Origin of the sequence: Arthrobacter sp. LAPM80 (genome assembly GCF_046736435.1) — a bacterium.
Classification (GTDB): Bacteria; Actinomycetota; Actinomycetes; order Actinomycetales; family Micrococcaceae; genus Specibacter.
On record NZ_JBCHVD010000010.1, the window covers coordinates 48,334 to 60,932 of the forward strand.

The 12,599-nt window shown below is 62.2% G+C and carries 15 protein-coding genes, 7 tRNA genes and 1 riboswitch; of the genes, 10 read left to right on the forward strand and 12 right to left on the reverse strand.

Going from position 1 to position 12,599, the window contains the following annotated elements:
- Positions 1-29: 29 nt before the first annotated feature.
- From AAGW05_RS11730 to AAGW05_RS11745, 4 genes are all read right to left on the reverse strand, one after another.
- Entirely contained in the window at positions 30-734 is a 705-nt protein-coding gene (locus tag AAGW05_RS11730) for an SDR family oxidoreductase (RefSeq protein WP_411804714.1), read from the reverse strand.
- An 18-nt stretch (positions 735-752) separates the two neighbouring features.
- On the reverse strand, positions 753-2,132 hold the full coding sequence (locus AAGW05_RS11735; protein WP_411804805.1) for a DUF6421 family protein: 1,380 nt from the start codon (positions 2,130-2,132) through the stop codon (positions 753-755).
- Positions 2,133-2,253: 121 nt separating this feature from the next.
- A complete protein-coding gene (gene msrB, locus AAGW05_RS11740) occupies positions 2,254-2,706 on the reverse strand; it encodes a peptide-methionine (R)-S-oxide reductase MsrB (protein WP_411804715.1) in 453 nt (150 codons plus the stop codon).
- Between the two features lie 14 nt (positions 2,707-2,720).
- Positions 2,721-3,212, reverse strand: coding sequence for a hypothetical protein (locus AAGW05_RS11745; RefSeq protein ID WP_411804716.1), 492 nt, complete (start codon positions 3,210-3,212; stop codon positions 2,721-2,723).
- A gap of 122 nt (positions 3,213-3,334) precedes the next feature.
- Between AAGW05_RS11745 and AAGW05_RS11750 the strand changes: the two genes are divergently transcribed.
- A complete protein-coding gene (locus AAGW05_RS11750; protein WP_411804717.1) occupies positions 3,335-4,552 on the forward strand; it encodes an alpha/beta fold hydrolase in 1,218 nt (405 codons plus the stop codon).
- Here AAGW05_RS11750 and ybaK read toward each other — a convergent pair.
- The 3 genes from ybaK to AAGW05_RS11765 are packed head-to-tail and all read right to left on the reverse strand — an operon-like array spanning position 4,549 to position 6,495.
- The gene (gene ybaK, locus AAGW05_RS11755; protein WP_411804718.1) at positions 4,549-5,055 is read right to left on the reverse strand and encodes a Cys-tRNA(Pro) deacylase; all 507 of its coding nucleotides are present in this window, start codon (positions 5,053-5,055) and stop codon (positions 4,549-4,551) included. The two genes, AAGW05_RS11750 and ybaK, sit on opposite strands and share 4 nt — an antisense overlap.
- A 17-nt stretch (positions 5,056-5,072) precedes the next feature.
- Complete coding sequence (locus tag AAGW05_RS11760) at positions 5,073-5,528, reverse strand: SufE family protein (RefSeq protein WP_411804719.1); 456 nt, start codon at positions 5,526-5,528, stop codon at positions 5,073-5,075.
- A gap of 46 nt (positions 5,529-5,574) precedes the next feature.
- Positions 5,575-6,495 carry a sulfurtransferase gene (locus tag AAGW05_RS11765; protein WP_411804720.1) on the reverse strand — a complete coding sequence of 307 codons (921 nt, stop codon included), beginning with the start codon at positions 6,493-6,495 and terminating at the stop codon, positions 5,575-5,577.
- A 216-nt stretch (positions 6,496-6,711) separates the two neighbouring features.
- Here AAGW05_RS11765 and zapE point away from each other — a divergent pair, with 216 nt between their 5' ends.
- Positions 6,712-7,779 carry a cell division protein ZapE gene (zapE, locus tag AAGW05_RS11770; protein WP_411804721.1) on the forward strand — a complete coding sequence of 356 codons (1,068 nt, stop codon included), beginning with the start codon at positions 6,712-6,714 and terminating at the stop codon, positions 7,777-7,779.
- A gap of 99 nt (positions 7,780-7,878) precedes the next feature.
- On the opposite strand, the gene AAGW05_RS11775 is transcribed toward zapE, so the two are convergent.
- The 3 genes from AAGW05_RS11775 to AAGW05_RS11785 form a co-directional block, all read right to left on the reverse strand.
- Entirely contained in the window at positions 7,879-8,064 is a 186-nt protein-coding gene (locus AAGW05_RS11775) for an antitoxin (RefSeq protein ID WP_411804722.1), read from the reverse strand.
- Positions 8,065-8,207: 143 nt separating this feature from the next.
- Positions 8,208-8,630, reverse strand: a complete 423-nt coding sequence (locus AAGW05_RS11780) for a DUF6855 family protein (RefSeq protein ID WP_411804723.1) — start codon at positions 8,628-8,630, stop codon at positions 8,208-8,210.
- A gap of 96 nt (positions 8,631-8,726) precedes the next feature.
- Positions 8,727-8,858, reverse strand: a complete 132-nt coding sequence (locus AAGW05_RS11785; RefSeq protein ID WP_411804724.1) for a hypothetical protein — start codon at positions 8,856-8,858, stop codon at positions 8,727-8,729.
- A 140-nt stretch (positions 8,859-8,998) separates the two neighbouring features.
- Positions 8,999-9,060: riboswitch (guanidine-III (ykkC-III) riboswitch) on the forward strand.
- A 14-nt stretch (positions 9,061-9,074) separates the two neighbouring features.
- Between AAGW05_RS11785 and AAGW05_RS11790 the strand changes: the two genes are divergently transcribed.
- Positions 9,075-9,389 carry a DMT family transporter gene (locus AAGW05_RS11790; protein WP_411804725.1) on the forward strand — a complete coding sequence of 105 codons (315 nt, stop codon included), beginning with the start codon at positions 9,075-9,077 and terminating at the stop codon, positions 9,387-9,389.
- A 333-nt stretch (positions 9,390-9,722) separates the two neighbouring features.
- Here AAGW05_RS11790 and AAGW05_RS11795 read toward each other — a convergent pair whose 3' ends face one another.
- Positions 9,723-9,908, reverse strand: coding sequence for a CsbD family protein (locus AAGW05_RS11795; RefSeq protein WP_411804726.1), 186 nt, complete (start codon positions 9,906-9,908; stop codon positions 9,723-9,725).
- Positions 9,909-10,250: 342 nt separating this feature from the next.
- Positions 10,251-10,325 (reverse strand) — tRNA-Val (locus AAGW05_RS11800).
- A 473-nt stretch (positions 10,326-10,798) separates the two neighbouring features.
- Here AAGW05_RS11800 and AAGW05_RS11805 point away from each other — a divergent pair.
- The 7 genes from AAGW05_RS11805 (at position 10,799) to AAGW05_RS11835 (ending at position 12,524) form a co-directional block, all read left to right on the forward strand.
- A tRNA-Gly gene (locus AAGW05_RS11805) sits at positions 10,799-10,871 on the forward strand.
- Between the two features lie 24 nt (positions 10,872-10,895).
- Positions 10,896-10,969 (forward strand) — tRNA-Cys (locus tag AAGW05_RS11810).
- A gap of 48 nt (positions 10,970-11,017) precedes the next feature.
- Positions 11,018-11,089: transfer RNA gene (locus AAGW05_RS11815), tRNA-Val, on the forward strand.
- Between the two features lie 53 nt (positions 11,090-11,142).
- A tRNA-Gly gene (locus AAGW05_RS11820) sits at positions 11,143-11,215 on the forward strand.
- Between the two features lie 73 nt (positions 11,216-11,288).
- A tRNA-Val gene (locus tag AAGW05_RS11825) sits at positions 11,289-11,360 on the forward strand.
- A 53-nt stretch (positions 11,361-11,413) separates the two neighbouring features.
- Positions 11,414-11,489 (forward strand) — tRNA-Gly (locus AAGW05_RS11830).
- A gap of 192 nt (positions 11,490-11,681) precedes the next feature.
- On the forward strand, positions 11,682-12,524 hold the full coding sequence (locus AAGW05_RS11835) for a cytochrome (protein WP_411804727.1): 843 nt from the start codon (positions 11,682-11,684) through the stop codon (positions 12,522-12,524).
- Positions 12,525-12,599: the final 75 nt, after the last annotated feature.

Genomic DNA, 12,599 nt, shown 5'->3' on the forward strand with positions numbered 1-12,599 from the left:
TCGATCTGGGGCAAAGTCTGGATTAAAAGTCAGTCAAGAATAACGCGGGTGCCGTTGATCGCGTGTGCATCGGCCGAAAACAGCCCCACCACGGCCTCCGCCAACACGCCCACATCGGTGAAGCCGGGGAACGTGCGTTCGGGGGAGCGCTGCCGCATGCCATCGTCGAGAAGTGCCTTCACCACCAGCACGACGGCGGCGCTTGAGTCAGCCGGCGCCGCCGCGCCCGTTTTGAAGCCGTGCGCCACGGAGCGCACCCATGTTTCGGCTGCTGCCTTCACCGTGGCGTAGTTGGCATTGCCTGCCGTGGGTGCTGTCACGGAGGTGGAGGAAACAATGGCCAACCGCCCCACGGGGGAGTCGGCAAGGTCGTCATAGAATGCCCTGCTTGTGTTGCGCAGGGTGGTCAGGACCGATGTGTTCAGGAAGTCCCAGTCGGCATCGCCCTGGTCGGTCAGGGTGGCGCCCCCGCGCCAGCCGCCCACCAGGTGGATGAGCCCGTCAACGGCGCCAAAGTCCGCATGGATGCGTGCCGCGAGTGCGGCAACGCTGCCCGGATCGGACAGGTCGCACACAAGGGGGACGGCACCTCCGGCGGCCTGGGCCGCCGCACCGATGCGGCCGGCGTCGGACCCTACGGTGAGGACGCGCATGCCGGCGCCAAGCAGGGCGCGGGCCACGGCAATGCCGGCGGCGCTGCTGCCGCCGGCCACAAGTACAAGGGGTTTGCTCATGCCTTCCAGACTACCCACTTATGCCTCGCTGGTGCCCGTGATGCCGGCCGTGGACTCGATGACGGCGCGCATCTTCTTCTCGAGGGCCTCGTAGAACATCGACAGCGGGAATTCGTCGTCCATGACCTGGTCGGTCATCTCGCGCAGCGGTGCCGTCAGCGGCAGGGCGTCGGGCCCCTTCGCCCAGGTGGAGGCTGGGTTGGGCGTCAGCGTTCCGGCGACGAGCTCGTAGGCAGCGAGCCAGTGTGCCAGCTTGGGCCTGTCGATGGAGCGCCAGTACAGCTCCTCAATCTCGTGGCCCAGCGCCATGACGACATTGGGCACCTCGGCCCAGTCGATCGTAAGCTGCGTGTCGGTCCAATGCAGCACGCGGTGCTGGTGGAGCCAGGCAAAGAGCAGTTGCCCGCCCAGGCCGTCGTAGTTGCGCACGCGCGAGCCCGTGATGGCGAAACGGAAAATCCTGTCGAAAATGACCGCGTACTGCACGAGTTTCGCGTGCCTGCGGGCTTCGGGGGAGGCATGTTCGTCATGCTCCACTGCCACCGATTCACGGTAGGCCGTCAGGTCGCAGCGCAGTTCCTCCAGAGAATACAGGAAGTACGGCATGCGCTGCTTGATCATGAACGGGTCAAAGGGCAGGTCCCCGCGCATGTGGGTCCTGTCGTGGATGAGGTCCCACATGACGAAGGTTTCCTCCGTGAGGGCCTGGTTTTCCAGAAGTTCGACGGCGTCGGCCGGCAGATCAAGGCGTGTCACCTGTGCAGCCTCCCGGACCACGCGGCGGAAACGGGCGGCCTCGCGGTCCTGGAAGATGGCGCCCCACGTGAAGGTGGGCGTCTCGCGCACGGCGACGCTTTCGGGGAACAGCACGGCGGAGTTTGTGTCGTAGCCGGCCGTGAAGTCGATGAAGCGCAGCGGCACGAACAGCTTGTTTGAGTAGCTGCCGGCTTCCAGTTCGCCGATGAACTCCGGCCAGATGACCTCAACGAGGACGGCCTCAACGTGGCGGTTGGTGGATCCGTTTTGCGTGTACATGGGGAAGACCACCAGGTGGCCCAGGCCGTTGATTCGGTGTTCCTGCGGGGTGAAGGCCATGAGTGAGTCCAGGAAGTCCGGCACGCCAAGGCCTGCCCCGACCCAGCGTGTGAAGTCGTCGACGAGCAGCTGAAGGTAGCGGGCGTCGTGCGGAAAATGCCCCGCCAGCGAGCCGATCGAACCCGTGATGGTATCAACCAGCCCGGCCGCCGTGCCGTGGTCCGCCGGTTCCGGCACTGACCCGTCCTTGGCCTGGAGTGCTGCCAGGTCGGTGGCGGCCTGTTTCAGGGAGAGCCATGCCGGATCGTTGGCCAGTGTGCCGTAGTCGAAGGCTGCGGCATGGCCTGTGGCTAGAAGTGTCATGTTCATGGTTTTTCATCCTCGCTGTCCTTGCCGCGCCGTACATCGGGGGGCTTTTTTAGAGCGTAGCAAAGAGACAGGAGAACTAATCTGAAATAACATCGAGCATAAGAAACTCTCATGCTCAGGGCTTTTTTGGTGCCTCGGGCGACAGTGTCACCGGTCCCTCCCGCAGGGTCAGGCTGATGGAGTTGATGCAGAAGCGTTCATCCGTCGGCGTGTCATAGCCTTCGCCCTCAAACAGGTGGCCCAGATGTGAATCGCAGGAGGCGCAGCGCACTTCCACCCGCTTCATGCCCAGCGTGTTGTCGTGCAGGTACCGCACGGATCCTTCGGCCAGCGGGGCAAAGAACGACGGCCAGCCGCAATGCGAGGAGAACTTTTCCCGCGATGTGAACAGCTCGGCGCCACAGGCACGGCACTCGTACACGCCCTCCTGGGTGGAATCCCAGTATTCGCCCGTGAAGGGACGCTCGGTGCCTGCCTTGCGCAGCACCTGGTATTCGGCGGGGCTCAGTTCGTCGCGCCACTGCGCATCACTTTTGACGACGGCGGTGTGGCTTTCATGAGTAGTCATACTTTTCTCAACGCTCAGGAGTCGCCAATAAATCCCGAATCCGAATACAAATGCAGGACGGGCAGTCCCAGCTTGCGTTGTGCCTGGTGCGCCCAGTCCTGGCGGAACGTGTCGGCAACGGCATGGGGGCGGGTGATAACTACAGCCTGCCGGGCGCCTGCCTCGGTGACCCTCGCTACGAGGGAGGCAACGGCGTCGCCCTCGGCAACGGTGCCCGTGGCCTTCACCCCGCCGGCCTCAAGTGCGGCAAGGGAGATGGCAAGGATGTCCCCGGCCTCCTTCGCAACCGTCTCGGCGTCCGGTTTTTCACGGAATTCACGCAGGGCCCCGGGCAGGTCGAGCATTGTCAGCTGGTCGATGACGTCAACGAAAAGATTGCGCCTGGTATCAGCCGGGACCAATAGTTCCAGCGCAACGTCGTCTTCGGGGTCATAGAGTTCGGTGATGTTGACGACGTCGAGGGCTGTCAACGGTTCTTCGGTCAGGATGATGATCGTGTCGCTCATGGCACCAGCATAGGCTTCGGCGTCCGATAAGCAACTGCACCCGGCGCCGTGGTGCGAAGAAAGTTGCGCTTGGGCCCGGTGTGCCGCTCGACGCGCAGGAAACGCGTGGGCAGAATAGAGGCATGGCAACCTCGGATCAGCAGTCAAGTTCATGGCTCAAGTGGGGTGCCCTGGGCGCCGCGGCAGTGGGAGCCGGAGCGTTCGTCGTGGTCACTGCCACATCGGGACTGGCTGCCTATTTTGCACGCAAGGTGGTGACGCCCGAGAAGCACCGCGTTGACGACCTCGCCATCCTTGCCGTCATCGCCGACGGACCCCGGCTTCAAGTGGTGCTCGAGGCCACTCCCGACACCATCATCGATGGCACCTATGGGCTGTTTTTCAACGGCAGCAGCGCCCACGCCGTCGTCGGCCCCATCATTTCCTATGTGCCCCGCGAGGGCAGCGTCACACGCGCTGTCCTCTCAGTCCACGGCGGTGACCTGCGCACTGCAACCTCCGGCTGGTGGTCCGGCAACTTGTACTCGCACCCTGAGCAGATGGGCCTCGACAGCGAGGATGTCACCCTGGCCCTGCCCGGCGGCCCCGGCCCCGCGTGGCTCGTACCGGCGCCAAACCCCGGACCCACCTGGGCCATCATGGTGCACGGCCGCGGCGCCACCCGCAACGAAGGCCTCCGCGCCGTCCCCACGGCCCACAGGCTCGGCATGAATGCCCTCCTGATCTCCTACAGGAACGACGGCGATGCCCCCAACGCGCCCGACGGCAGGTATGGGCTTGGCGTCACCGAATGGGCCGACGTCGAGGTCGCCATCGACTTCGCGATCTCCCGCGGCGCCAAGGACGTGGTGTTGTTTGGCTACTCCATGGGCGGGGCGATCAGCCTGCAGACGGCCGATCAGGCCCGCAACCGCAAGTACGTCCTGGCCATGGTCCTTGACGCGCCAGTCATCAGCTGGGTCAACGTGCTGGCGCACCAGGCCCAACTCAACCGCATCCCCGACTTCATTGGCAGCTACGCCGAACTCATGCTGACCCACCCGCTGGGCCGGCGCATCACGGGCCTGGCCGCGCCGGTGAATTTCAAGGGCATGGACTGGGTGGGCCGGGCCATCGAGCTGCGGACGCCGTCGCTGATCCTGCACAGCATCGACGACGACTTCGTGCCCTATGAACCCACGGCCGAACTCGCCAAGCGGAACCCCGAAATGGTCACCTTTGAACCATTCAGCAAGGCCCGCCACACCAAGGAATGGAATGTGGACTCCGCGCGCTGGGAAAGCGTCGTGGAGGAGTGGCTGCGGCCCCGGCTCGGCAAGTACGGCCTCCCGCGGGCCTAGGCTCGGGCCGGGTTGCCGATTTTCGCCGTCGTGCCATGAGTCAGCGCCAGCAGGTCGGCCGGGGAAAGCTCCACGTCGAAGCCGCGGCGTCCTCCCGAGACGTAGATCGTGTCGCTGAGCAGGGCCGATTCGTCCAACACAGTGGGGGACTGCTGGCGCTGCCCCAGGGGCGAGATGCCACCCAGGACGTAGCCTGTGCGGCGCTGGGCGGCGGCAGGGTCGGCCATGGCGGCCTTCTTGTGGCCCAGTGCCTGGGCCAGCGCCTTCAGGTCAAGGGTGCCGTTGACGGGCACGATGGCCACCGCGAGCGTTCCGCCCACATCGGCCATGAGCGTCTTGAATACCCGCTCGGGTGCGACGCCGAGAACCGTGGCCGCCTCGAGGCCGTAGTTCGTGTTGGCGGGGTCGTGCCGATAGCTGTGGGCGGTGAACTGAATGCCGGCGCCCGCCAGGGCGGCAGTTGCCGGGGTGCCTGCGCCGGCAGTGGAAGGTTTCTTGGCCATGCCCTCCATTATGGCAGTCAGGCGGGGCGCACACCGGCTGCGATCTTGTGCTTGACCCGTCCCAGCATGGCTGACATGCCACGCATGCGCAGGGGAGAGATGGCACGTGTCAGCCCCAGCTGCTCAGGCATGTCGTCGGGAACCGCGAGAATTTCCTCGGCAGTCAACCCGTCCAGGCCTTCAAACAGAACCGATGCGAACCCGCGAGTGGTGGGAGCCTCGGGCGGGGCCTGAAAGAACAGCCGCATGACGTCGCCGCCGTCGGTCTTTTCGGCCTCAACCGTTAGAAACAGGGGCGACTGGCATTCCACCACCTGTTCCAGGAGCTCGGGGTGGTTCCTCAGCCGCTCCGGCAGGGGTGGCAGCGAGCGGGAGAACTCCAGCAGCAGCGTCAAGCGGTCGCGTTCCTCCAGTTCCTGGAAGTCATTGACAATTTCGGCCAGGGCCGGGGGAAGTGCTTGTGAAGTAGTCATCGACTAAAGCGTACGTTTCTTTCTGATCGATTGGGAAGCGGTGGGACTAGTTGGCAGAGGGCAGTTCGCCGCGCTCGGCTCCAATGGCGATGGGAACGCGAACGGCGTTGCCCCACTCGGTCCATGAGCCGTCGTAGTTGCGCACGGTCTCGAAGCCGAGCAGGTACTTCAGCGCAAACCAGGTGTGGCTGGAACGCTCGCCGATGCGGCAGTAAGCCACGACGTCGTCCCCGGGCACCAGGCCTGCCTCGTCGAGGTACAGGGCTTCGAGTTCCTCCCGTGAGCGGTAGGTGCCGTCCTCGGATGCCGCACGGGCCCACGGGATGGAGGCGGCGGTGGGAATGTGGCCGCCACGGAGCGTTCCTTCCTGGGGATAGGCGGGCATGTGGGTGCGCTCGCCCGTGTATTCCTCGGTGGAACGGACGTCGATCAGCGGCTTGCCCAGGTGGGCCAGGACGTCTTCCTTGTAGGCGCGGATCGGGGCGTCGTTGCGCTCAACGACGGGGTAACCGGCCGACGGTGTGGCGTCGGTGGGGTCAGTGGTTAGTTCGCGGCCTTCGGCAATCCACTTGTCGCGGCCGCCGTCGAGCAGGCGAACATCCTCATGACCGAACAGGGTGAAGACCCACAGGGCGTAGGCGGCCCACCAGTTGGACTTGTCGCCGTAGACCACAACAGTGGTGTCGCGGGAGATGCCCTTCGCCGTGGCGAGCAGGGCAAAAGCCGCGCCGTCGATGTAGTCGCGGGTGACGCCGTCGTTCAGGTCGGTGTGCCAGTCAATCTTGACGGAGCCGGGGATGTGGCCTGTTTCGTACAGCAGCACGTCCTCGTCGGATTCGACCACGACAAGATTGCCGTTGTTGCCGGCACCGTTGGCCAGTGCGTCGGCGAGCCACTGCGTTGACACCAGCCGCTCCGGGTGGGCGTAGGCGGCGAACTTTTCGTTTGTTTCCACTGCAACAGGCATGATGCCCCTTCTTGTAAACTGCGTCAGCTGGTGCCGCCCCCCGAAAATTCCGGGGTGGGCCCGCCGTGATTCCTCTTCATTAGCGTAACGAGTTGGGACACGCTTTACTTCCCGGCCGTTAACGAATCGCAATATCTGGTGGGTATTCTTGTAGCCACGGGCTGTGCCATGCGCGCCGCAAGCCCTTCTGAAAATTCTTCACGATCGGAAACATCCTTGGTACACGTTGAACAACTTTCCACCCGCCGCCCGGCAGTTTCGGTGGAGGAACTGTTGAAGGGGTTTGTCCCGTCCCCGCGTTTTGGTGAGGTTTCCTTTGCCACCTACCGCCCCGATCCGGCCCAGCCCTCCCAGGCCCAGGCCGTGACGATGCTGGCGGAGTTCGGCAGCGCAACAGCGGCGAAGCCAGGTGGGGGATTCCGGAAGTTCTTCGGCGGAAAGTCCAAGGCTGCCGCCAAGGGCGCCGGGAAGCCGGCAGGCATTTACCTCGACGGCGGCTTTGGCGTGGGAAAGACGCACCTGCTGTCCTCCCTGTGGCACCAGGCGGAGGGCCCCAAGGCCATTGGCACGTTTGTTGAGTACACGAACCTCGTCGGTGCGCTGTCCTTCCGCAAGACAGTCGAGGCCCTGAGCACCTACAAGCTGGTGTGCATCGACGAATTTGAGCTCGACGATCCGGGCGACACCGTGTTGATGTCGCGCCTGATGCGTGAATTGGCCGACGCCGGCGTGAAGTTGGCGGCGACCTCCAACACCCTGCCCGGTGCCCTGGGCGACGGGCGTTTTGCCGCCGTTGACTTCCAACGCGAGATCCAGGTCCTTGCCGACCAGTTCGAGATCCTGCACATCGACGGGGAGGACTTCCGCCACCGCGGCCTGCCGACCCCGCCCGAGCCACTGCTTAACAGCGACCTTGATGCGCGCATGCGCCGGGACTTTGACGGGAAGACCGTGGCAGTTGACGACTTCGCCACCCTCGTGGACCACCTCGCAGGTGTGCACCCGTCCCGTTACCGGCAGATGCTTGAGGGGATCGACGCTGTCGTCTGGCGCAATGTCCACACCATCACCGAGCAGTCGGTGGCACTGCGCTTTGTGGTGCTGGCCGACCGCCTATACGACAAGGATGTGCCAATCCTGGCCAGTGGCGCACCCCTGGACCAGTTGTTCACACCGGAAATGATGACCGGCGGATACCAGAAGAAGTATTTCCGTGCCGTGTCCCGCCTGACCGCGCTTGCCCGTGAAGCGCAGGAGGCAAGCGTTCCACAGCCGGTTGGCTGATTGAGGCTCGCCGGGCTTAAAAGGCAAGAGGCGTCGATACCGTCTCCCGACGGGACCGACGCCTCTTATGACGCCGTGATTAAGGGCGAAGGGCTTGGGTTACTTGGCTGCGCCATCCACAAAGCCGCTGGCGGCCTTCTGCACGGAATCAACCTGATCCTTGAACTTCTCACCTGTCCTGCTGTCGACCAGGTCGCCAGCCTTCTCGATGCCGTCGTTGATGGCCGCTTCGTGACCACCGATCAGTCCCTCGGCCTTGCCCCTAATATCGTCAAAAATAGACAATAGGCACCTCCCTTCGCTCCTGGGGTCCTTGACGCCCCAACTTCCTAAATAATAGTGTCTGACCTCACAGTGTCAACCCTCACAGTGTCAACCCTCACAGTGTCAACCATGGGTGCGGTTTGATCAGGCTGGTTTTTCCTTCTTTACTCCAGGCCCCTCATGCGGTTGTTGCGCGCGTTGTGTTCGAGTTCGGCAAGCCCCAGCACTTCAAGCAGGGGAGGCAGGTACATGCCGACCCGGCCGCGGTACCCCTTCTTGAGTCCATACCATCCGCCGGCCGGATTGTTCTCGGCCCGTCCCCAGGCTTCCACGGTTCCGTCCTTGGCGGCCTTCTGCTCGTCGGCGCTGCCCAGTTCCATCCAGTTTCCATGTGCGAGTAACATTTCGTGGAGGTACGGCACAATGTCCAGGCGATACTTCAGCACTGTCTTGCCGACGGTGCAGACGAGTTCGGCAGGGTCCGCGTCCATGTCCCTGTACATGGTGTATTCGGAGGTTCCAGGGGGAGTCTTCAGGACCCAGGGGTTCTCCTTGGTGCCGTCGGATGGCCATTCAAAGGTGCTCACAGTGCCTGCCTAATCGAGGGTTGAATACTTCAGGGTGCGGGCTACATGCCTAGAATGGCTAGGGCCTCGTAGACCTGGATGGAGGCGCGGGCATCATCAGGTGCGGGTGGCCCGTTCCGCCCATTCCATCCAGGCCTTCATGCCTTCGGCGGCTGCGGCAGGGTCATTGTCTTCCACGACCTGCTCTGCTGTGTTGGGGGCGGTGTAAATGACGACAAACTTTGACAAGTTTCCTCCTCGGTGGGTGGCCGCGTTTGCGGACCCAAGCGCCTCATATCCGCATCATATCGCTGCCGTTGACACAGGGATAGGGTCCGGATCGGCCTCCCGCGCTGGCTTCCTGGCTGCATGGTGTGTATGAAAGACTATTTGGGCCACAAGGCACCCGGACGAGGCACGCCGTACCCGGCCAGCGACAAGACGGCGTCGAGGAGTTGTTTTGTGATGGCATGGGTAATTTTGCTTGTCTCGGGAATGTTGGAGGCCGTTTGGGCCACAGCACTGGGAAAAAGTGAGGGCTTGTCCAAAGGGGGCCCCACGATTGTCTTTGGAATATCCATAGCTGCCAGCATGGCGGGCCTGGCCTGGGCCATGCGAACCCTGCCCGTGGGCACCTCGTACGCCGTATGGGTTGGCATCGGCGCTACCCTCACGGTGGCCTACGCGATGTTCTCGGGTGCCGAGTCGGTTTCCGTAGTGAAAGTGCTGCTTCTGCTTGGCCTTGTCGGCTGCATCGTGGGACTGAAGCTCGCCCACTAACCATTTCCGAAAACCTGATGCCCCATACGCCTGTCCAGCAGCACAAGGGCGCTGGTCTATTGATCCCCCATGAAGCCTTTGGTTTTGACCGTGTGGATGAAGCGCTTGGTGGAGCCTGTTAGGCAGATCGCGGCGCCAATCAGCATCGGCTTGCGCCGGGGCGCTCCATTACTTTTTCAGTCATGCAGTAGAACGTAACACCGGCCTGTCGGGTGCCCGGCGACATTTTGCCGCGGGACACGAAAAAGCCCCTCCGGCCGGCATTGCTGCTGCTCGGAGGGGCTTTTTCTTGGTGGAACGCTTCTTGTGTTTAGTGGCGAGAGTTCCTCATGCCTACTTGCCGAAGACATCCTTCGCGGCGTCCTTGACGTGCTCACCAGCCTGCTTGGCCTTCGCGGCAGCCTGATCCGCGGCACCTTCGGCCTGAAGTTTCTCGTTGTTCGTTGCGTCGCCAAGGGTTTCCTTCGCCTTGCCGCCGACTTCCTGTGCTTTGTTGCTGATCTTATCTCCGAGTCCCATGGGGCCCTCCTTCAATTCGAATCCAACTAGTACGCCTTCGAGCCTAGGAAATGAGCCTGAGTGTTTCCTGAGAGCCACGGGATCCTTCAATGAGCACATAACCATCAGGCTGGCATGCTTTGGTGACCGTCATGCCTGGTGACCGTCACGCTTGGCTCGACAGGGAGCGCCGGGACTATCGCGACGTTACGCTCCACTCGGCCAAGCTTGCCGCCTCGATGAGGCGTGGTCCTAATGGGTCGCTCCCTTGCGCTGATGCGCTCCGAGAATCTAGGATCCTGTTCCGCGGCACGAAAAAGCCCCTTTGACCAGCATTTGTGCTGGTCAAAGGGGCTTTTCTCTTGGTGGGCGATACTGGGTTCGAACCAGCGACCTCTCCGGTGTGAACGGAACGCGCTACCACTGCGCCAATCGCCCAATGTCTGCATGCACTTTCCGCTTTGCGGATCGTGTGCTTCCCTTGGTGCGTGTAAAACAATAGCTCAAACCCTCGCGTGCTCATAATCGCTATTTTTTCATGGCCTGTATCCGTTGATTGGGTAATTCGGAGGCAGCTACCGTCTGCCAGCCTGACCGGCGTCCAGGGCGTGGAAAGCGGCGGGGGAGTGCCCGACGTCGTACCTTCGGGCATTGTTGTGACGCACACCTCAGAAATCATCTGGGTGGAAATGGGCGAAATTGGGGCAAAAGTCCCCTCAAATGACACTTTTGTAATTCGAATGCACGGGGCATAATCGGCGCCAATTCAACGATCCCCCCACTTCGGCTGCTTGACCGGCCACCCCGGTGCATGGCTGATTTGGTGTTTCGGAATGTGCTCGGGTAATGTTTTCACCGCAGCAACACGGACTGCCGAAGCGGAAACGCAGAGGCGGGAAAGTGAAGCTCATGCGGTTGTAGCTCAGCTGGTAGAGCACTACCTTGCCAAGGTAGATGTCGCGAGTTCGAATCTCGTCAACCGCTCGCATGACACCGTTCAGTATTCACGGTGGGGTGGCCGAGAGGCGAGGCAACGGCCTGCAAAGCCGTGTACACGGGTTCGAATCCCGTTCCCACCTCCAGGTTGACTGAAACAACGCATTTTGCTGTATAGTTCAGCGGGATGCATTGGGCGATTGGCGCAGCGGTAGCGCGCTTCCCTGACACGGAAGAGGTCACTGGTTCGATCCCAGTATCGCCCACGGATGAGCTTGTCTTATTCAAGCTGATGTAAATCAGTTATTGCAGTAAAACTGCGGTTGTAGCTCAGCTGGTAGAGCACTACCTTGCCAAGGTAGATGTCGCGAGTTCGAATCTCGTCAACCGCTCGGATGTTTGCGGAAACTGCCGAAATCCACAGGTTTCGGCAGTTTCGCAATTCCAGAAATTATGTAGTCGCTTGGGCGATTGGCGCAGCGGTAGCGCGCTTCCCTGACACGGAAGAGGTCACTGGTTCGATCCCAGTATCGCCCACGGATGAGTTTGTCTTATTCAAGCTGATGTAAATCAGTTATTGCAGTAAAAATGCGGTTGTAGCTCAGCTGGTAGAGCACTACCTTGCCAAGGTAGATGTCGCGAGTTCGAATCTCGTCAACCGCTCCATATATAAGGACTGCCGGAATCCATTGGGTTCCGGCAGTTTTTGCGTGCGCCCTTGAGGTTTCGGTGCGTCCCGCGTCGAAACAGCAGCTGTTTGGGCCTCGCCTGCCCTGCTCGTGTCCCTGACGGCCGGGTTATCCACAGTTGGCTTGCCGGTCGGATGCAAGTGTCGGCGGCAAATGGAATAGTAGAGGCATGACAGCACCAGCATTGGCCCACAGTACCGAATTGGGGCGCATGTACGCCCGTTCCCTGCAGGAACCGCCCACGGTTCCCTCAATCACCACGGTCATCGGCCAGCAGGCCATTTCCCTGGACGGCTGGATCGGCTACATGGCGGCCAATGCCGTCGCCAAGCACCCCGACCTTGGCTCTGCCGTGGGCAACCCTGGGCAATTGCGCACCGTCGTGCGTGACAGCTCCAATGCTGCCGAGCAGTTCAGGGATGCGGCAGCCGCCCGTGGCGACCGCGTCCACAACTACTGCGAACAAGTGGCCCTGCGTTCCCTTGACCGCCCGCACCAGCTGGTGGAAGCCCGCGAGGCGTTAGATGAACAAGGCGAAGGAAACTTTGCCCTGCGCTTTGACCACTGGTGGGAGGAATACCAGGTCAAGCCCGTGGCCCCGGAAATCACCGTCTGGAATGAATCGCTGGGCTACGCCGGAACGCTTGACCTGGTGGCAACCATCGGAGGCAAGCTCTGCATCATCGACTACAAGACCAAGGGCACTGACCGCAACGGCCAGGTCAAAAGCCTTGACGCCAAGGTCGTCATGCAGCTGGTGGCCGGCATGAAGGCCGAGGAGTCCATCGTGGATGAAGCGGCAGGGACCTGGGAGTCCTGGAAGTACGGGCAGGACCCGATCTTGCTTGGCGTCGCCATCGGGGAAACTGAGGTCCGCACGCTGCGGGCCAACCCCGAGGTCCTGAAGGCACATTGGTTCAAGTTCGCTTCGCTGCGACGCGTGTGGCAAACGTCATTGGATGCGGCGGGCGCCGGCACCCCTTTGCTCGAAATTGCACCGCCGGGGCAGTAACGGGCAACTAGACTGGTGGGGCCAGCAGTTTTACGGCCCGCTCCGGCCCGTATCGATACCAAAGTGAGGTGCCCA

Coding starts and splice junctions, on each gene's coding strand:
- AAGW05_RS11730 (WP_411804714.1), bottom strand. CDS start 734: ATGAGCAAACCCCTTGTACTTGTGGCCGGCGGCAGCAGCGCCGCCGGC.
- AAGW05_RS11735 (WP_411804805.1), bottom strand. CDS start 2,132: ATGACACTTCTAGCCACAGGCCATGCCGCAGCCTTCGACTACGGCACA.
- msrB (WP_411804715.1), bottom strand. CDS start 2,706: ATGACTACTCATGAAAGCCACACCGCCGTCGTCAAAAGTGATGCGCAG.
- AAGW05_RS11745 (WP_411804716.1), bottom strand. CDS start 3,212: ATGAGCGACACGATCATCATCCTGACCGAAGAACCGTTGACAGCCCTC.
- AAGW05_RS11750 (WP_411804717.1), top strand. CDS start 3,335: ATGGCAACCTCGGATCAGCAGTCAAGTTCATGGCTCAAGTGGGGTGCC.
- ybaK (WP_411804718.1), bottom strand. CDS start 5,055: ATGGCCAAGAAACCTTCCACTGCCGGCGCAGGCACCCCGGCAACTGCC.
- AAGW05_RS11760 (WP_411804719.1), bottom strand. CDS start 5,528: ATGACTACTTCACAAGCACTTCCCCCGGCCCTGGCCGAAATTGTCAAT.
- AAGW05_RS11765 (WP_411804720.1), bottom strand. CDS start 6,495: ATGCCTGTTGCAGTGGAAACAAACGAAAAGTTCGCCGCCTACGCCCAC.
- AAGW05_RS11790 (WP_411804725.1), top strand. CDS start 9,075: ATGGCATGGGTAATTTTGCTTGTCTCGGGAATGTTGGAGGCCGTTTGG.
- AAGW05_RS11795 (WP_411804726.1), bottom strand. CDS start 9,908: ATGGGACTCGGAGATAAGATCAGCAACAAAGCACAGGAAGTCGGCGGC.
- AAGW05_RS11835 (WP_411804727.1), top strand. CDS start 11,682: ATGACAGCACCAGCATTGGCCCACAGTACCGAATTGGGGCGCATGTAC.